Genomic DNA, 19,034 nt, shown 5'->3' with positions numbered 1-19,034 from the left:
TCACCACGGGCGAGTAGGGCAACAGCACGCAGCCGAGGTCCAGGGCCTCACCCGCATCATGTGTCCGGCAAGCCGTCAGGCTGCCAGAGCAGACGGACGGCACGTGGATTTCACTGGAGTCGCTGACGTGCCCCGGGCTTTGGACTCAGAGTCCTCGGTGAGGGCGTCGTCGATCGCCTTGCGGGTGCGGGTCTCGCTGGACGGCAGCAGGTGCGTGTACGTCCGCAGCGTGAAGCCCGGGTCCGAGTGGCCGAGGTATTCGGAGAGCGCCTTGATGCTCTCCCCCGCGTCCAGGAGTACGGAGGCGTAGGCGTGCCGGAGGGCGTGCATGCCGTCTTCCGGGGCCGCTTGGAGGTAGCGCGCGCCGCGCTCGCGCGGAGGAATCACGCCGGCGGCGGCCAGGGCGAGCTTCCAGGCACCCATGTTGAAGACGCTGCGGTTGTACGCCCGACTCTTCTCGTCGGCGAAGAGGAGGCGGAAGGTCTTCGGTTCGCCGTCCGGCTTGGCCCAGGGCAGGGTGACGGCGACGGGCGGGAACTCCTTCATGTGGGCCTTGAGAGCGGCGGCAAGTTGGGCCGGCAGGGGCACTGACCGGATCTTGTTGCCCTTGGGCAGGGCGAAGACAGGCTTCGTACCGACCAGCCGCACCTGACGGTTGACGTGGATCCAGCCGCCCTTGAAGTCGATGTCGTCGACTGCGAAGCCGAACACCTCGCCCTGGCGCAGGCCGCAGCCGAAGGCGAGATTGCCACCGGCCTGGAAGCGCATCGGGAGTCCGGCGACGACTGCACGTACGCGTTCCAACGACCAAGGGATGATCTTCTTCTTGGTCGCCGTCGGCAGCTTGACCGACTTCGACTTGCAGGGGTTCTTCGGCAGCAGCCCGTCCTCCACGGCCATCCCGAGAATGCTGGAGAGGATGTCGAAGATGCCCTCGATCGTCGACACTTCCAGTTCCGCGTCCTGGAGCGTACGGATCCAACCCTGAATGATCGAGGGCTGGTTGAGGGACCGCAGCTCGCGCCGACCGAGGTGCTCCACGATGTGGTTGCGGACGGTCGCCTCGTAGCGGAGCGCGGTCGTCGGGCCGACGGAGTTCGCGTCGAGCCACTTCTGCGCGTAGGCGCCGAGCGTCTGCTTCGTCTCGGCCGGGACGACGTAGAAGCCGCGTCGGACCTCGACGTCGACCTCGGCGGCGCGGTTGTCCGCCTCGGCCTTCGTGTAGAAGTTCTCCTTGCGTTGGCGGCCGTCCAGGTCGCGGTAACGGACCTGCCAGCGCTTGCCGATGCCGTGATCGGCGGTGGGGACCATCCGCTTCGTACGGCTCCTGTGCTCGCCGCACTCGGCCTCGACGGGCTTGGGGTGGGACTTGTGCCAGCGGTCGTACACGTCAGCCAAGAAAGGCCTCCTGGATGGGGTTAGGGGACTGGGCTGTGGCGTAGGGCCCTGCGATGTGCGTCAGCAGCAGGACTGCGGGAGGGGTCGCGAGCTGGCACTGGGGCAGGCTGCGCACGAGGCGTAGGTGCTCGATGGCGCGGGCGGCGTGGAGGCCGGCGGGGCCTATTTCGATAGGTCGGTTGGGCATGACAAATAGCTGTAACTTGCAGTCGGCCGTCATGGCAAGAGTTAGTTCTTAAACTCTCCAAAAGTCGCCCGGGAGCTAAGTGGTGTTCGTCTCGTCGAATTCCGGCACATCACGAGCCGTTTCGGCGTGGAGGTTGTGCTACCTTCCCTCCGCGTCAAAGAAGTGGGCGATTTGAGCGGCTATCGGATGCGATGCCCGCTGGACTGGCCACACCACTTCTCAGCGCTGGGCGCCACCTCTGAGCTGCTGAGGTACCGGATTCCGGCACTTCAGCCGGTTGCTTCTCCGCAGAAAAATTCGGCTTCCGTGGGAGCGTTTTCGGTAACCGGGGATCCGCCCTTACTGTTTTGGTCTTCCCCGGCGACGCCGAGGGAAGTAGCCGGGAGTTTCAGAATTCACTCTGGACGCTTCCCAGGTGGTGTGGCTGTGTTGCCCACGCCTGCCATCCAAAACCCTGATTCCTATACGGAGACCTCATTGCCGAACCACTCCCCGCGCCTTGCCGGCGCCGAGCGTGACCAGCTCGCCACTCCCGCCGACGTGGCTACGTACCTCGGGGTACCGGTGAAGACCCTCTACCAGTGGAAGTACCGGGGCATCGGCCCCAGCGTCCACAAGGTCGGCCGTCACCTGCGCTACCGCTGGCGGGAGGTGGACGCGTGGCTGGATGCCCAGACGTCGTACGACCTCACGGCCTGACCCCGCGTCTGGCGCGGACAACGAAGCGGCCCCCGGCGCGACAACGCCGAGGGCCGAAGACTTCCCAACTGATCGCCCATCCCTGAACGAATGAGCTGGTGAGGGGTGGGACCTTTCCCGTCCCGCCTCTCACCGGAGAGGAACGCCTATGGAGGACACTACGTCCCCCAGCTCCACGAACACCTCCCCGACCGACTGGCCCACTCCCGCGGTCCCCGGCGAAGGCATCCCCTGGCGCCGCAGGGATCAGGCGGACACACGGTCCCCCGCGTCGGGGACCGTCGAGCACCCGGCGGATGCGGAAGCACACGGGGACCGTCCCCAGCCGTCTGCTGATGCTGCTGTTGGGGACCGTCCACTCGACGTGCCTGGTGCCCGGTCCCCGCACCTCTCAGTCCCCGTATCAACATCCGACGCAAAACCGCAGGCCAGCGGCGTGAAATCGGGGACCGGTTCCCAAGAGGCTGTAGTTGCACCAAGGGACCGCAATGGGGACCGTACGCATGGTCCCCGCAAGTCGCCGGGGACCGACAACCCCGTGGCGGGAACCGCCCAACAGGAGGGGACCGGTCCCGTCGACGCACGGGGACCGGATCACGGGACCGGCTCCCGGCCTCCTGGGGGACCGGTAGACCCTGCGGAACGGGGTTCCGGTGAGGGTGCGGAACTGCTGGATGAGTTGCGGGCGGCGATCGGCAAGTACGTCGTGCTGCCCAGTGACGAGGCGCTGACAGCGGTCACCCTGTGGGTGGCGGCCACGCACATCCAGACCGCTCTGCAGCACGCACCGCGTCTGGCGGTCGTAGGCCCGACGAAGGGCTGCGGCAAGTCCCGTGTTCTGGACGTGCTTCACGAGACCGTCCACCAGCCGATCATGACGGTGAACATGTCCACGGCGGTGCTCTTCCGCGTCATCGGCAAGAATCCGCGCACGATCCTGGTGGACGAGGCCGACGCCATCTTCAGCAAGGCCGGCGACAACGAGGAATTGCGCGGTCTGTTGAACGCCGGACACCAGCGCAACCGGCCCGCCTGGCGCATCTCCGGTCCGGAGCACAAGCCGACCCCGTATCCGACCTTCGCCATGGCCGCACTGGCCTCGATCGGCGACCTGCCCGACACGATCACGGACCGAGCGGTCGTGCTCCGTATGCAAAGACGCAAGCCGGGCGAGAAGGTGACCCCGTTCCGCTCGCGCTACGCCACACCGGAGCTGAACGCGGTGCGGGACAAGCTGGCCGCCTGGCTGGGCCCGCTGCGCGGCACGGCCGTCCGCATGGCGCCAACGATGCCGGTGGAGGACCGGGCGGCGGACACCTGGGAACCGCTGGTCATCATCGCTGACCTGGCCGGCGGCCACTGGCCCGCCAGTGCGCGTGCGGCCTGTGGGGCGATGACCCGGTTCGAGGCCGTCCAGGACGAGCAGACCAACCTGAAGACGCGGCTGCTACGAGACATCCACCGCGTATTCGAGGCACACGGCAACCCCGAGACCCTGTCCAGCCAGGATCTGGTCGCCGCCCTGCTCCAGGACCCCGACGCCCCCTGGGCTGAGCACGGCACCAAGGGGCTCAACGCCTACTACCTGGGCAGAATGTTGCGGGACTTCGATATCCGTCCGGCCAACTACCGGTTCGACAAGGGCAGGCAGGCCAAGGGGTACGCCCGAAACCGGTTCCTCGACAGCTGGGCCCGACACTGCCCCGACCTCGCCGAGACGGCGCCCGCTCCCACGCCCGCGCACCCGGCCCAGGGCAAGCCGCCCGCCGCCCCGGCGGGCGCGCTGCCCATCGGCCCGCCCGGCGGGGCCGCCGGTCCCAAGCGCGCCCGCTGACCCACCTCCCTCTGGGTCCGTAGCACTGCGTCGCATCCGTCCCCAAGCAGGTCAGCGCGGGGACGGATGTTCTCGCCGGGACGGACTTCTCCGTACCTGCCCGAGTGTCCGTACCTGTCCTGACCAGGCGTGGGACGGATGCGACGCACGTGACACGCCTCCCACCCCCTCACCGCCGGAGCACCACCATGCACGAACAACACCACGAACTGCCCACAGCTCAGCAGCAGTTGCACACCACCTCAGCCCCAGACAGCGCAGCAAGTTGTCGGCTAAGGAGTCCTTACCCGGCCCCCGCCCCGAGGGGGCCGGAGGCATCCGGCGCAGCGCCGGAGTCGGCCAGCCCGGGGGGACCGACCGAGGAAGGGGACGAGACCAAGCCGTCGTCGCACACTGCGCAGCCGTCCGCACCGCGCCGCCGACTGCGTCAGTCGCGCCTGCGTGAGCGCCGTGTCCATCCCCGTTACAGCGACAGCGAGTTCGCCGAACTCGCACGCGCCGCCGACACAAGCCGGATGCCGGTCGGCGGTTACGTCGCCGAGGCATCCCTGGCCGCCGCCCGCGCAGAGGACCCTACGGCCGCAGTCGCCGACTACCGCGCCACGGTGAAGGCGTTGATGGCTGCCAACGGACAGCTCGGCGGCGTCGGCAACAACCTCAACCAGCTCACCTGGCACCTCCACAAGGACGGCGCCTGGCCCCAGCCCGACACGGTCCACCGCCTCCTGGAACGCATCGAAGCGGCCATCGCCACCGTCGACACCACAGTCGCCCAGGTCGTAGAGGGGCGGTGATCCAGTGATACCGAAGATCATCCTCGGCCAGGGCGACACCCGCCGTCTGATCGTCTACCTCTTCGGCGAAGGCACCGCCAACGAACACGTCGACCCGCACCTGGTGGCGTCCTGGAACGGCTTCGCCCCCGACCCCGGCCGTAGCCCGCACCGCGACCCCAAGGAAGTGGAGAAGCAGCTCCGCACCCAGCTCGACCAGCCGGTGGCCATGCTCGGCCGCCGGGCACCCAAAACGACCGTCTGGCACTGCCCGGTCCGCGCCGCTCCCGAGGACCCGATCCTGACCGACGCCCAATGGGCGGAGATCGCCCGGCGGATCGTGGTCGCCGCCGGCATCGCCCCCACCGGGGACACGGAAGCATGCCGCTGGGTGGCCGTACGGCACGCCGCCGACCACATCCACATCGCCGCCACCCTCGTCCGCCAAGACGGCCGACGACCCAAACGCGACCACGACATCCGTGCCGTTCAGAAGGAGGCCCGCCAGATCGAAATCGACTACGGGCTCCGCCGGTTGAAGCCCGGCGACGGCACCGCTGCGAAACGCCCCACTAGCAAGGAAGTCTTCAAGGCCAGGCGCCTGGGCCACAACGCCACATCCCGCGAAATCCTGCGCCTGCGTGTCCGCCGCGCGATGGCCGCCGCCTCCACCGAGGCCGAGTTCTTCACCCTGCTGAAGGCGACAGGTGTGACCGTGCGCCTCAAACTCGGCCCATCCGGCGACGCACTCGGCTGCAACTTCGCCCTGCCCGGCGACACCAACGACAAAGGCGAGCCCGTGTTCTACGCGGGCTCCACCCTCGCCGGCGACCTCTCCCTACCCAAGATCCGCCAACGCCTCGCCACCACCAGCCCCGAACCAATGACCGTCCGGCCGGGCAACCCCTGGCACCAGGCCACCGCCGCCACCGAACGCATCCCCCACCACCTGGCCCACAGCAACGACGAAACAGCCCAGGGCCAGTTGGCCGCGCTCGGCGGAGCACTCGACCTGCTCCCGCTCACCGCCCCGACCGCAGCGCGGGCCGAACTCGAACGAGCCGCCGTCGCCTTCGAGCGCGCCACCCGTTCCCGCATCGCCGCCGACCACACCAGTGCCCGCGTCCTGCGTCGCAGTGTCCAGGCAATCTGGAAGGACCCCGCACAGCATGGGGACAGCGCCGGGCTGGCGATGCTGCTGGACGTCGCGCTCACCGCGGTCGCCTACGCGATGCACTGGCACCGCACCCGCCAGCACGCCCAACAGCAGGCAGCGGCCGAACAGACCCTCATCCACCTGCAGACCGCGTACGCCCAGATCGCCGGACCCGTCCTCGCCGGCCTCGCCAGCCGCGCACCCAGCCCACAGACCCAGCACCGCTACGCCCACCACCTGCAACAGGCGGTCCCCGAGCATGCCGAGCACATTCTCAACGACCCAGCCTGGAACGCCTTCGCCGCCGTGCTCGCCGAAGCAGAAGCGACAGGCCACAACGCGGCCACCGTCCTGGACCAGGCCCTCGGCCAGCGAACCCTGGACGATGCACGCAGCCCGGCCCGCGCCCTGACCTGGCGAGTCCGCCGTCTGGGCCAACGCCACGCACCCAGCCCACAGGCCCAGGCAGCCAACACCCGGCACACCGTGCAACGCCCTGCTGCTCCGCCCCACATGATCCCATCAGCTTCGTCTCCGGAGCCCTCGAAGGGACAGCGGCGCTGATTACGCCCGCGGGGACAGCCGGGGAGCGAGAAGTTCCAGCGCTTCCTCCCAGCGGTAACGGTCGGCGCCACCGCCGGCTTTCGGCTTGTGCGGCTCGTACGAGCCGATCAGAACGCCCATCCCGCGTAGCCGTTCCAAGCTCTGCTGATACGCGGGATGGGCAGCCTGAGCCGCGTTGAGGTACGGCACTACGGCCGTGGGGATTCCCATGCCGTACGCCTCGCACAGGATGCCCAGAGCGAGGGTGTCGGAGATACCTGCAGCCCACTTGTTGACCGTGTTGAAGGTGGCCGGCGCGACCGCGATCGCATCCGCGGGCGGGAGCGGCCGGAGCTCACCGGGGGTGCGCCAGGCGGAGCGGATCGCGTAGCCGGTCTGCGTCTCGATCGCCTCGGTGTCGAGGAAGCCCAGGCCCTGCGGGGTGGCAATGACGCCGACGTCCCAGTGGCGCTCCTGAGCTGTGGTGATCAGCTTGCCGACGTCGCCGGCGATGCCGCAGGCGCAGACGACGACGTACAGGAAGGGGTTCTTCTCCGGGGTGGTCGGCTCGGTCACGCGGGGGCTCCCAGTTGGCGACTGAAACGGTGCAGTTCCGGCAGAGTACGGCGCCGGTCGCGGGCAGCCATGTCGGCGACCAGGTCGCGCACGGCGGGGCGGCGGACGTCCTGGGCGGCGCAGGTCTCGGCGATACGTACGGCCTGGTAGCCGTCGGAGAGGCGGCCCTGCTGGCTGTAGGCGCGGGCGGCCTCCACCCACAGAGCGGCACGACGCTCGGGGACAGGGATGTGCCGGCGCATGAGCGGGCGGGCCGCTTGGAGAGCAAGCCCGGAGTCGCCGAAGGCCACCAGAGCGCTCAGCTCGTGGAGAGCGACGTTGGTGGGGCTGAAGTTGGCCCAGGCATCGGGCCTGTCGAGGGACACGTACCGTGCCACCTCTTTGGCCTCGGCCAGGAACTCCTCGGTGGCCGCGCGGTCCCCACCGCCGCTGGCCGCGGTCACGCCACGCAGCAGCAACAGCCCCACGGCCGCCAGGTACTTCGGGGAACGGCGATCGTAGGATCCGGTGAGCTGGTCGGCCGTGTGCCGGACAAGGGTGACGGCCTGGGTGGTGTGCTTCTCGCGGGCCAGGACATGGGCCTGCACCCGGACGCTGGAGGCGAGGACCACGGGATCACCGGAGCGTTCGGCCTCGGCCATCGCTCGGCCGACCGCGAGCCAGGCGTTGCCCTGGTCGTGCTGTTTCAGCAGGAGGCTGGTCGAGGTCTGGTAAGTAGTGGCCAGCAGCGCGGACAGTACGTCGCTGTCCACCACACCGCTGGAGGCCAGCCTGAGGTCAGCGATCAGGCCGGGCAGAGCACGTTCCAGTTCCACGTAGTCGCACGTGTAGAAGAGCCTGCGCGCCGCGCCGACCCGCTCACGCAGAACCGCTGTATCCAAGGGGACGCCGGTGTTCGCCGGGCCAAGGCCAGGAAGAAGCGCTTGGACCAGGTCGTCGTGGGCGGCGGCTGCGGCGGCAGAGGTGGCGAGCGCGGCGATGCTCGCGGCGAGGAAGGTACGGCGGTGCATCTCGTCAGCTTCGGGATCGGCGGTAACGGCATCGCGAACGACGGCGAGGCCCAACTGCTCGGGTGGAATCCTGAGTTCTTGCGCAACGGCACGTAGGACACGGATGTCCTCCGTGCCACGGCCGCCCTCCAGCCGGCTCACCTTGGACTGGTGGTAGCCGAGCGCGGCGGCGACGTCCTTCTGCGAACGTCGCTGTAACACCCGCGCCTGACGGATCACTTCGCCGATCCGTCTTGCTTCGCTGTGTGCTTCGGCCATCTGCCACGGCCCCTTCCGCCGTCGCCGATCCTGCCTGCTCAACCGAGCGTAGATCAGGCGCACTTCACCGTCATGCAGCTCCTGCATAACCGATGCAGCGCCAGCACCTGGGCTAACCACCCACCGCCACGGGCTGGTTGCGTGAAGTGGCCGCACCAACCTCGGGAGGCCGCTCATGGCAGCGCACCAGCTCACTCTGTCCGTACCCACCACACCAACCGCGGTCACCGCCGTCCGGCACCGGGCGATGAACGCGATAACGGGCTGGGAGGCGGAGCTGGACGACGAGCTGATGCACACCGTCGAGCTGGTGATCAGCGAACTGGTCACCAACGCAGTCCGGCACGCGGGCACCGGACACGTCTCCCTGTCGGTTCAGCTCGTCCAAGCCGGCCTGCGCATCGAGGTCGACGACTCAAACCCGGTGCTCCCCCAGCTCTGCCTGCCGGACGAACACGCCGAGAACGGCCGCGGGCTGTTCCTGGTCGCCGTTCTGGCCGACAGGTACGGCGCCGATCCAACACCCACCGGCAAACGGTGCTGGGCCGAGATCGCCCTGCCCACCTGCTCGGGCCAGGAGATCGCTGTCTCCCTTCCTCTGCAAAGGAGTTGACTGTGACGACCACCGCCTCCACCCAGGCACGGGCCGCCGAAGTGATCGCCGTACGCCCCGGCCCCCCGCTCGTCGGCAGCGTGACCGTCGATGGTTCCAAGAACGCCGCCCTGCCGCTGCTGGCCGCCGCAGCAGCCCTGGGTCGCCCCGTCCGGCTGAGCAACATCCCCGCGAACACAGACGTCCAGATCATGCTGGCGCTGTTGCAGCAGGCGGGCTGGCATGTCGCGCAACCCGTCGGGGAGCCGACCACTGCGGTGATCCTGCCGACCGAGAGCCGGTGCGTATCCCCCGTACTGGCGCAAGCCGCCCACATCCGTGCCTCGTACTACCTGGTGCCCGCCCTGCTCGCCCGGCACGGCGAGGTACAACTGCCCTGGCCCGGCGGCTGCCGGATCGGTGCACGCGGGATGGAGCTGCACTTCAAGGTGTACGAGGCGTTCGGCGACCGGAGCGCAACGGATGACTCCGGCTACCGCGTCGAGAGCGTCTCGCCGCACACCGGCACTGTCTCCCTGGTGCTGCCGTTCCGCTCCCGCGGGGCAACCGTGGCCGCCCTGCTGCGCGCCGTCACAACCGGTCGACCGTTACGGCTGGGTGAGCCCAACCTCTCCCCAGAGATCCTCTGGGTGCTCGACGCACTGAGGACGGTGGGCTGGGGGACCCGCGCGAGTGAGCACCTCCTCAGCCTCGTACCGCCGTCTCCTGGCCAGGACGAAGCTGTCGTCTGGGCAGTGCCTGGCGACAAGATCGAGGCTGGCACGCTGGCATGCGCGGTCGCGGCGACCGGAGGTACCGCACGCATCGAGGGCGTGCATGGCAGGGATGTAGGCCCGCTCGTCGCTGCGTTCCGGCGACTGGGCATCCCTGCCGACGCCGATTCCGGCATCCTCTCTGTCCGCTCCCAGGACATGCGACCGACGGGTCGCGCGCTGCGGGCCATCGCGTCCCTCAGCCCCGGTGGCCTGGACGCCGACTTCGAACCACCTCTGATGGCACTTGCCCTCAACCTGCCGGGCACCCACCTGTTCGCCGATGCCATCAACCCCGGCCGCCACAGCAACCTGCTCCCCCAACTGACCCGCCTCGGCGCCGAGATAGAGGAGACCTCCCCCACCGAATGCCGCCTGACCGGCCCCCAACGCCTGACCGGAGCGGGCGTGGAGGCCACCGACATCCGCACCGGCTCCGCCCTCATGGTCGCGGGCCTCACCGCCAGCGGTGTCACCACGCTCGGTGGCCTGGATCAGCTCCGGCGCGGCCACGCCGACCTGCCCGGCAAGCTGCGCGCCCTCGGCGCCGACATCTGCGAGGTCACCCCATGACCGCCCAGCGCACCCTGCGCCAGATCGTGGCCACCACCGACGTCCACTCCACCCTCGACAACGCCGTGCCCTTCCTTAGCCACCTCCATGCCCTGCGCCCGTCCTCGCTCATCGTGGACTGCGGCGACTTCTTCGAGGGCTCCGGCTACTACCGCCTCGCCCAAGGCGCCATCGAGCGCGAGATCCTGCTCCGGCTCTACGACGTCCTGGCTCCCGGCAATCACGGCTGGCCCCACCACTTCGAACCCGACCTCCGCCGGTTCACGGTCTGCGCCAACACTGTCCAGGCCGATACAGGCGACGCGCTCTTCCGGCGCCTGCACACCACGCGCATCTCGGGGCGACGAGTCGGAATCACCGCAGTGATCGGGCAGCAGGCGTTCAACGCCATCCCTGCCGAGCATCGAGCCGGTCACCGCGTGACCGACCCCGTCCAAGCCCTGCGCGAGGTGATGCTCGCCCACCACCACGAGGTCGACGACTGGGTCCTGCTCAGCCACTCCGGCTTCGACGAGGACCTCAAGCTGGCGGCCGTCTGCCCCTTCCTCGACGTGATCTTCGCCGGGCACTGCCACAGCTCCCGGTACGGCCCGGTCCGGGTCGGCGACACTCTCATCGTCAAGGGGCACGAACTCGCCGACGGGTACGCGATCGCCACGCCCGTCGGACCAGGCTGGGGCGCCGACACCACTCGCTTCCCGGACCGGGCTCCAGCCTTTGTCCCCGCCAAACTGGAGCCGTTGGAAACGAAGATCGGCGAACTCGGACAGCAACTGGCCGCCGTCCTCGGCCCCGTGGCCAAGACGTATCGGCACCGGACTCCCGATCGCCACGACCTGCTCGTCGACATCGCCGCACGCCTGCGCACAGGGCTCGGCGTCGACGCGGTCATCCTCAACGAAACCGCGTTGCGGCCCGTCCCGCTCGGCGACACCCTCACCTTGGGCGATCTGCTCGCTATCGAGCCCTTCGGCAACCAGCTCGTCCACGCCTACGTTCCAGACGACTTTCGTCGGGATCCTCGTGACTTGCTGGCGTACCTCACCGAACAGGCCGGCCCCCTGGTGACCGGTCCGGGCCCACTGCCGGACGGCATCACCACCGTGCTGACCACGGACTACCTCGCCGACACCTACCTGGCTGGGCGCACCCACGCCGCAGGGCTCCTCCTCGGCCAGGCCGTCAAGCACGTCCTCACCACGACCGTCCAAGGAGCCGCGCGATGATCCTTACGGGTCCCGAGATCACCGCCGCTGCCCAGGACGGCCGCCTGCGGATCACGCCCTTCGCCTCTGACCAGGTCAACCCGAACAGCTACAACGTCCGCCTCGGCCCGACCTTGCTCACCTATACCGCCGATGTCCTGGACTCCCACCAGCCCAACCCGACCGCCGAGTGCACCATCGGCCCGGACGGCTATGTCCTCCAACCCGGCGAGCTCTATCTCGGCCACACCCTCGAAGAGGTCGGCTCCGACACCCTCGTACCACTGCTGTTCGGCCGCTCCTCCGTGGGACGACTCGGCCTGTTCGTCGAGATCACCGCCCCCATCGGCGACATCGGCTTCCACGGCCAGTGGACCCTGATGCTCACCCCCATCCGTCCCTTGCGCGTCTACGCCGGCATGCGGATCGGGCAGATCATGTTCTTCGCTTCCGTCGGCCCCGTCGCTCTCTACCACGGCAAGTACCAGGCAGCAGCCGGCCCACAGCCCTCCGGCTACTGGCGCGACGTGACAGAACTCCGGGTGGTTGCCTCGTGATCCTCACCGGTCCCGCCATCGCCGCGGCACAGGCCGCCGGAGAGATCACCATCGAGCCGTACGATCCGGACCGCCTCTCCTCCAACGCCTACGACTGGTGTCTCAGTGACACCCTGCGCATCTGCGACACCGACCTGGACTCCGCCGCTCCCACGCCATACACCGAGACCGCCATCCCCGGCTCCGGACTCGTCCTGCGCCCCGACGTGCTGTACCTCGGCGCCACCCACGAGAGGACCGGCTCGGAGACGTACGCCCAATTCCTCAACGGCAACCGCACTATCGGCGCACTCGGGATCTGGGTCCACGTCTCCGCCCCACTCGGCCATCAAGGCCACGCCATCCACTGGACCCTGGAGATCCGCGCCGCAAGACCCGTCCGCGTCTATCCCCGCATGACCTTCGGCAAGCTCGTCTTCCTCCACTGCCTCGGCACCCCGGCCAGCTACCAACTGCACGGCCTCAAATACACCGCGACCGCAGGCATCGGCATCTCACGCCTGTACGAAGAACTCGCCGGAGGTGCCACGTGAGCCCCCGGGTCGCGACCGCCCTCGACCTGCCCTTCGGCAGCGCCGGCGGAAGCGTCGAGCTTTTCCTAGACCTCTACACCGGCGAGAACCCTCTGATCCCGTCCCGGGCTTTCATGCTCGCCCCACAGACACATCCGCCTCGCCTACCTTCGGGGCTGGAGCTGGTGGCCGTGCCCGGCAAATGCCTCTCCGGGCCGCCGTTCGCGGCGTACGTGAACGCGTTACGCCGGGCCCTGGCGCAACGCATCGCCCCGTCCAGTGTGGACGTCCTCCACCTCCAGCACCTCGCCTTCGGCGGAACCCCGGCCCTGATGCGCGCGCTGCCTGCCCACCCCCGCATCGCGCTCGTCCACGGCACCGACCTGCTGTTCGCCGAAGCCCACCGCGACCAGCTCCGAGTCCTGCAGGAAACCACGCGGCTCGCCGATGCCATCGTCGTCCCCACCGGCGCCATGGCCGACCGCCTCCTCCAACTCGTCCCCACCGCCGATCGCAGGAAGCTCACGAAGATTCCGTGGGGCATCCCCGATCACCTGCTCACCGCCCCTCCGACGCGCCCCGCCCGCCGACCAACTGGGCACCTCCGGCTGCTCTTTGCAGGACGTCTCACTCCCGAGAAGGGCATCGAGGCGCTCCTGCGCGCGATGCCCGTCGCCCAGGCCGTCGAACTGAGCATCGCGGCACCTCGCCACCAGTTCCACGGCCTGACTCCGCTTCTGCGCCTCCTCAAAGTCCACGTCCGCTACCTCGGCTGGCTCAGCCGTCCACAACTGTGGAAAGCCTTCGCCGATCACGACGCCCTCCTCGTGCCCTCGACCACCCTCGAAGCCATGGGCCTGGTCGCCCTCGAAGCTCAAGCCTGCGGGCTGCCGGTCGTCTACCAGCCCGTCCCCGGACTGAACCACACCCTCGCCGCAACCGGCCTGGTCACCGACTTCACCAACCCGGCCACGCTCGCCCAAGCCCTCAACCGGCTCCGCTGCGCGCCCGGCCTGCTGGCGGCTCTGCAAGCTGCGGGCCGCACCAATGCCGCTCGATATCCCCTCACGGCCACCGCCGCCGCCTTGGCCGACCTCGGCAAACAGCTCATCTGACCTGTCCGCGCCGCAGCCAGTTCCGTACCGGCCGCCTCACTACGCTGGCCACCGGGACATCTCACGGCCCACGATCGATCGGGAGACCATGGCGCTCGACCTCGACACCGACCGCATCCACCGACTCCTCCACGACGGTGCACACGACAAGATCTACCCAGGCGCCGTGTGGGCCGTCGGTGACAGCCGAGGAGCCCAGGCCAGTGGCAGCACAGGTGTCCTGGATCCCGAGCAGCCCGACGAGCCGATGCGGCGCGACACCGTCTTCGACGTCGCCAGTCTCACCAAGATCCTCGCGGTGTGGTCAACCATCGGCAGTCTCGTCGAGGACGGGAAGCTCCAACTCGACGCGCCACTGGACAACTTGTGGCCCGAAGTGAGCGGGCATCCACTGGCGCAGGTGACCGCACGCCGGCTGCTCACCCACACCGCCGGCGTCCCGCTTCGGGCCAACCTCAAGAACCTCTACGGCACCGACCCGCAGGACGTCCGCGACGGCGTCCTCCGTGAAGCTCTGCACCGCCAGCCCGGTGAGGCCGTGGAATACACCGACCGCGCTGCCCTCATTCTCGGCTACCTTGCCGAACACCTCTCCGGTCAGCGGCTCGACGCGCTCGCAGCCGACCGCGTTTGGGGCCCCCTGGGCATGGCACAGACCTGCTTCGGCCCGTTGAGCCCCAATGCGGTGGCCCGCTGCGCACCGACCGAACTCAACGACAGCACAGGAACCCATCTCAAGGGACTCGCCCACGACTTCTCCGCCCGCCTACTCGGTGGGGTGTGCGGCATCGCGGGAGCCTTCTCCGTCCTCGACGACCTCGCCACGTTCCTGCGCTACCTCCTCGCTCCGAACCAGCTGAACACATCACCCGGATTCGGCACGGACTGGATCAAGGAGTCTCTCCAGATCCACACCGGTGAACTGACGCCGCCCCGGGGCCTGTTCTGGCACCCCGCACCAGGCACGATGCCGGAAGCCGACGACGTCTGGGTGCACTACGGCTTCACAGGCACCGGCATGTGGCTCTCCCCCAGGAAAGACCGCTGGGCAGCTCTGCTCACCAACAAGCTCTACTACAGCCGGGACCGGCAACCTTTGACAGACATCCGCGACACCTTCCGCGCACTTGCCTTCGACTGAGGCGGTCGCCCCAGCAAGCAGTCAAGCGGCCTAGGTCAGCTTCTGCCTGCATACCCATTGCCCAACCTCACTCCGGTGTTTGCCAGTTGCAACCTGATGGGCAGTGTGTATGGGTGCGATCACCGTGCGTGTGCACTGCCATGGGGGTGGGCGTTGCCGCGAAGGGACATCGGAGCAGGGAATAGAGCCACCGGGTCGGTCGCCGACCTCGTCGCCCGGTTCGGGCAGGAAGTCAGGGCCAAGCTTCAGGGTCCTGCAGGCACGGACAGCGGCAAAGAGGAGAGCCTCACCGCACCAGTGGAGCACTTGCTGCGCGGCATGGCCGCGCGACAGCACACAAAACTGATCGCCCATGGCCAGAGCAGCATCAAGCGGCTCGGTGTACGGCCCGACTTCGCCATCAGCACTGGCGGAAGGACCATCGGGCACGTCGAGTTGAAGCGGCCTGACCGGAGTATCGACCCGCAGAAGTGGTCTGCGAAGAGTCACAACCGGGAGCAGTGGGAGAAGCTAAAAGCCCTTCCTAACGTCCTGTATTCAAATGGCTACGACTGGATTGTGTACCGCTTCGGCGTACAAATCGGCCCAACTGGGCACCTGGTCGGAGATTTACTCAGCGGCAGTCGGAAACTCACACCGGCAGACGACGGATTCGAGCGGGCCATCTCCCTCTTCCTGGCTCCAGCGCCCCTGACCGTCGACAGCATCAGTGAACTGGTCAAGCGCATCGCCAGAATCTGCGCGCTCCTACGGGACGAGGTCACGGAACGCCTCACCCGCGAGGAACACGGAGAGGCCGACGCTGCGTTCTCCATTCTCGCGGGCAACTGGAAAGACCTCCTATTCCCCGACGCCTTGCCGGCCGAGTTCGCCGACCATTACAGCCAGACGCTCACCTTCGCGATCTTGCTGGCCCGCCTTGAGGGCATCGATATGGAGAAGCTCTCCTTACCCGACGTCGCAGGCAAGTTGGGAAAACGTCATTCTCTGATGGGCAAAGCCCTCTCTGTGCTGACCGACGAAGCTCTTGACGATCTCCGCGGAGTCATCGACACGCTGATCGACGTCATCTCCGCAGTCGACCCGGAAATGTTCAAGGACGACAGCGGGGACGCCTACCTCCACTTCTACGAGGGGTTCCTGAGCACTTACGATCCAGATCTGCGACGACGCACAGGTACGTACTACACGCCCAGCGAGGCTGTCCGTTTCATGGTCCGGTTCACCGACGAGGTGCTGCGTGACCGACTCGGTCAGGAGGACGGGTTCGGCAGTGAGGACGTCACTGTGGTCGATCCCGCCATGGGCACTGGGACCTTCCTCATCAACATCGTCGACCACGTCGCCAAGGATCTGGCACTGAAGCACCGTGACGCCCTCAAGAGCGGACTCCTCCGTGAACTCGCAGGGCGTCTCATCGGTCTGGAGAAGCAGACTGGCCCCTATGCGGTGGCCGAACTCCGCGTACACCACGCCTTCAAGGCCCATCAGACCGACATCACTGGCTACGCGCCAAGGCTCCTGGTGGCCGACACGTTGGACGACCCGGCTGTCGAACACCACCTGGGGTTGATGTACGAGGCAATCGCCCGACACCGCCGACTGGCCAACAGGGTCAAGGCGGAGGAGAAAGTCATGGTGGTCATCGGCAACCCGCCATACCTGCGCGGTGCCAAACAGTCTGGGGTCGGGCGCTGGGTCACCGAGGGGAATCCGAACGACCGGGGGGCAATCCTGGCGCGCTTCCACCCTGAGGACAACGGGCGTATCGGATACGCCCTCGACAACCTCTACGTGTACTTCTGGGCATGGTCGACCTGGAAAGTCTTCGACCAGGTGACGGCCTTGGGCGCACCGGAAGCACCGAGCGGGATCGTCGCCCTCATCACCAACTCCGGATTCCTGGACAGCGCGGGCGCCGCCGGCATGCGGCGCTACCTGCGCGAAGCGGCCGACGAAGGCTGGATCGTCGGGCTCTCTCCCGAAGGCTCCTACTCCGACCCTCGCACTCGCGTCTTCCAGGACGTAAAACGCGAGGTCTGCATCGCAGTCTTCGTCCGCCGAGGATCCCCAGACCCGGAACATCCTGCGCGCGTGTGGCGACTCGACGTACCGGCTGGAACCCGAGAAGCAAAATTCGACTGGCTCGACGGACTCAGCATCGACGGACACCAGGCCGGGGATGGAACACCGTGGCGGCTCTGTTCTTCAGGGTGGACCACTCCCTTTCAAGCCGTTGCCGCCTCTGAGTGGACAGCGATGCCCACCGTGGATGCCCTGTTGCCCTGGACAAGCTCCGGCAACAAGAACAACCGAAGCTGGCCGGTCTCGCCCAGCAAGGCCGTTCTGCAAGAACGGTGGCGAACACTCGTCCAGTCTCCGAAATCAGCCAAAGAGACGTTGCTGAAGAGCACTCGGGACCGCCGCCCGGACAAGCCCGAGCAGCCACTTCCGGGACACGAATGGCGGGGCGCTCTCGCCGACGAGACGGAGCAGACACCGGTCCTCACCGAGTACGGCAGGATGACATTCGACCGCCAGTGGATCATTGCGGACCGGCGCGTGATCGACTTTCCACGACCCGCCTTGTGGTTCGCGCACAGCGACCGCCAGATCTATCTCTCCGAATTACACTCGGAGTCAGGGCGGGCAGGGCCAGCCGTGGGATTCACAGCTCTCATCCCCGACATGCACCACTTCAAAGGCACAGAAGGCGGCCGAGTCGCGCCGCTCTATCGTCACGCGGAACTGGCAGAGGCTAATGTGACGCCCGGGCTACTGAAGGCGCTGTCACAAATCCAGGGTGCGACGGTTACAGCAGAGGATCTCTTCGCATACATCGCGGGAATAGCCAGCCACAGCGGCTACACCCGTCATTTCGCGGACCACCTGACCACCCGTGGCTCACACATCCCCCTCACCCAGGACCCCGACCTGTGGGCAGAGGTGGCTGAGGCCGGCCGGCGCACGATATGGATACACACATACGGCCAGCGTTTCGCGTCGGCGCAGCACGGCCGTCCGTCCGGACAGACCCCGAGACTTCCCGAAGCGGAACAGCCCATCTGCATCATCCCTATTGGTGAGGACGGCCGTGGGGTGCCCGACAGCATCTCCTACGACGCGAAGACCCGCACCCTCACGGTGGGATCTGGCTCCATCGGACCTGTGGCGGCGGAAGTCTGGGACTACCGAATCGGCGGCGTACAGGTAATCCGTAAGTGGTTCGGATTCCGCAAGCGCAAACCCGATGTCGAGTGGCAGAGCCCGTTGAACGACATCCTGCCCCCAACATGGCCTACACGATGGACAATTGATCTACTGGACCTCATCAACGCACTCGCCCTTCTCGTAGCGCTCGAACCCGAACAAGCCAGGCTCTTGGACGCGGTGGCCGCAGGCCCGCTCATCACCACTCACGATCTCCAGGAACAGGGCGTCCTTCCGGTCCCGCCCTACGCAGCCAAGGAGCCGAAGGCGCCGCGACCGTCTCGCCGCGCCCCAGGAACAGGTCAGGGGACCTTCGATTTCACGAGCTGATCCGGTTCGACACAGGCACTGCGGCGCACCTCTGGCCTAAATCACATGGGGCATGGCTTACCCAACCTCTCTTGGCAATTCCGCCAGCACACCACACAAGTCGCTACACAGAATGAGCAAGGAAGGCGTAGCCGACCTGCCTTGCCAGCGGTCCGTACTCAGGCAGAGGGCACGCCACAGTGAGCGTTTTCCAATCTCACGTTGACGCGTGGTGAAGGCCGTCCTCGTCCTTCACCACGCGTCAACGTGAGATTGGAAAACGCTCAGTACATACGAGGAAGCGCCGAGCGACGCGATCCGCTGGCAGCGGTAGTTTGGAGTGCTCCGCCAGGAGCAACGGGCACTGCACCTCCATCTTGCGGACATGCAACCGGCAAGCACCGTGCACTTGTGTACGAGGCATGAAGCGGAATCCCACTGACCCCACAGGCACCCCCAACCCCAACATGAACGAGCGCATCGCCAAGTTGTGGCACAAGCAGCGAGTCCGGAAGCGCTTGACCAACATGCTTGGCGATGGTGTCCCGCCGAGTGGTGTAGTCACTGGTCGAGCTGATTCGGTTTCTGCTGTGGTGGAAGCTGGGGATCGTCC

The 19,034-nt window shown here is 67.5% G+C and carries 16 protein-coding genes; 12 read left to right on the top strand and 4 right to left on the bottom strand.

The genetic code is table 11. The features are described 5' to 3' along the window. Positions 1 to 75: 75 nt before the first annotated feature. Both AC31A1_RS15845 and AC31A1_RS15840 read right to left on the bottom strand, forming a co-directional pair. Positions 76 to 1,389 carry a tyrosine-type recombinase/integrase gene (locus tag AC31A1_RS15845; RefSeq protein WP_489653941.1) on the bottom strand — a complete coding sequence of 438 codons (1,314 nt, stop codon included), beginning with the start codon at positions 1,387 to 1,389 and terminating at the stop codon, positions 76 to 78. A 1-nt stretch (position 1,390) separates the two neighbouring features. Beyond that, positions 1,391 to 1,585: a hypothetical protein gene (locus AC31A1_RS15840; protein ID WP_489653935.1), complete on the bottom strand. Its 195-nt coding sequence runs from the start codon at positions 1,583 to 1,585 to the stop codon at positions 1,391 to 1,393. Between the two features lie 477 nt (positions 1,586 to 2,062). Between AC31A1_RS15840 and AC31A1_RS15835 the strand changes: the two genes are divergently transcribed. The 4 genes from AC31A1_RS15835 (at position 2,063) to AC31A1_RS15820 (ending at position 6,611) form a co-directional block, all read left to right on the top strand. Beyond that, positions 2,063 to 2,284 (top strand): helix-turn-helix transcriptional regulator, encoded by a 222-nt coding sequence (locus AC31A1_RS15835; protein WP_489653934.1) that lies wholly within the window; start codon positions 2,063 to 2,065, stop codon positions 2,282 to 2,284. A 679-nt stretch (positions 2,285 to 2,963) separates the two neighbouring features. Then, the gene (locus AC31A1_RS15830) at positions 2,964 to 4,118 is read left to right on the top strand and encodes a DUF3631 domain-containing protein (protein WP_489653933.1); all 1,155 of its coding nucleotides are present in this window, start codon (positions 2,964 to 2,966) and stop codon (positions 4,116 to 4,118) included. A gap of 422 nt (positions 4,119 to 4,540) precedes the next feature. Further along, positions 4,541 to 4,912: a plasmid mobilization protein gene (locus AC31A1_RS15825; protein ID WP_489653940.1), complete on the top strand. Its 372-nt coding sequence runs from the start codon at positions 4,541 to 4,543 to the stop codon at positions 4,910 to 4,912. A 4-nt stretch (positions 4,913 to 4,916) separates the two neighbouring features. Beyond that, positions 4,917 to 6,611: a relaxase/mobilization nuclease domain-containing protein gene (locus AC31A1_RS15820; RefSeq protein ID WP_489653932.1), complete on the top strand. Its 1,695-nt coding sequence runs from the start codon at positions 4,917 to 4,919 to the stop codon at positions 6,609 to 6,611. On the opposite strand, the gene AC31A1_RS15815 is transcribed toward AC31A1_RS15820, so the two are convergent. Both AC31A1_RS15815 and AC31A1_RS15810 read right to left on the bottom strand, forming a co-directional pair. Next, entirely contained in the window at positions 6,612 to 7,166 is a 555-nt protein-coding gene (locus AC31A1_RS15815; protein WP_489653931.1) for a flavoprotein, read from the bottom strand. Next, positions 7,163 to 8,434 (bottom strand): helix-turn-helix domain-containing protein, encoded by a 1,272-nt coding sequence (locus AC31A1_RS15810; RefSeq protein ID WP_489653930.1) that lies wholly within the window; start codon positions 8,432 to 8,434, stop codon positions 7,163 to 7,165. The genes AC31A1_RS15815 and AC31A1_RS15810 overlap by 4 nt, the downstream gene beginning before the upstream one ends. Positions 8,435 to 8,609: 175 nt before the next feature. Here AC31A1_RS15810 and AC31A1_RS15805 point away from each other — a divergent pair, with 175 nt between their 5' ends. The 8 genes from AC31A1_RS15805 (at position 8,610) to AC31A1_RS15770 (ending at position 18,442) form a co-directional block, all read left to right on the top strand. Next, positions 8,610 to 9,047 carry an ATP-binding protein gene (locus AC31A1_RS15805; RefSeq protein WP_489653929.1) on the top strand — a complete coding sequence of 146 codons (438 nt, stop codon included), beginning with the start codon at positions 8,610 to 8,612 and terminating at the stop codon, positions 9,045 to 9,047. 41 nt (positions 9,048 to 9,088) lie between these two features. Continuing rightward, on the top strand, positions 9,089 to 10,372 hold the full coding sequence (locus AC31A1_RS15800) for a UDP-N-acetylglucosamine 1-carboxyvinyltransferase (RefSeq protein ID WP_489653939.1): 1,284 nt from the start codon (positions 9,089 to 9,091) through the stop codon (positions 10,370 to 10,372). Further along, positions 10,369 to 11,598 (top strand): bifunctional UDP-sugar hydrolase/5'-nucleotidase, encoded by a 1,230-nt coding sequence (locus AC31A1_RS15795; RefSeq protein ID WP_489653928.1) that lies wholly within the window; start codon positions 10,369 to 10,371, stop codon positions 11,596 to 11,598. The genes AC31A1_RS15800 and AC31A1_RS15795 overlap by 4 nt, the downstream gene beginning before the upstream one ends. Beyond that, positions 11,595 to 12,134 (top strand): dCTP deaminase, encoded by a 540-nt coding sequence (dcd, locus tag AC31A1_RS15790; RefSeq protein ID WP_365988572.1) that lies wholly within the window; start codon positions 11,595 to 11,597, stop codon positions 12,132 to 12,134. Before AC31A1_RS15795 ends, dcd begins: the two co-directional genes overlap by 4 nt. Further along, a complete protein-coding gene (locus AC31A1_RS15785; protein WP_489653927.1) occupies positions 12,131 to 12,667 on the top strand; it encodes a dCTP deaminase in 537 nt (178 codons plus the stop codon). The genes dcd and AC31A1_RS15785 overlap by 4 nt, the downstream gene beginning before the upstream one ends. Further along, on the top strand, positions 12,664 to 13,761 hold the full coding sequence (locus AC31A1_RS15780) for a glycosyltransferase family 4 protein (RefSeq protein WP_489653926.1): 1,098 nt from the start codon (positions 12,664 to 12,666) through the stop codon (positions 13,759 to 13,761). The genes AC31A1_RS15785 and AC31A1_RS15780 overlap by 4 nt, the downstream gene beginning before the upstream one ends. 88 nt (positions 13,762 to 13,849) lie before the next feature. Further along, a complete protein-coding gene (locus AC31A1_RS15775) occupies positions 13,850 to 14,902 on the top strand; it encodes a serine hydrolase domain-containing protein (protein ID WP_489653925.1) in 1,053 nt (350 codons plus the stop codon). Between the two features lie 297 nt (positions 14,903 to 15,199). Next, complete coding sequence (locus AC31A1_RS15770) at positions 15,200 to 18,442, top strand: type ISP restriction/modification enzyme (protein WP_489653924.1); 3,243 nt, start codon at positions 15,200 to 15,202, stop codon at positions 18,440 to 18,442. The last annotated feature ends 592 nt before the right edge of the window (positions 18,443 to 19,034 follow it).

This window comes from Streptomyces sp. P5F9 (assembly GCF_057961495.1).
Note: the sequence above shows the minus strand (reverse complement) of the source record. Positions and strands in the feature narration are given on the sequence as shown.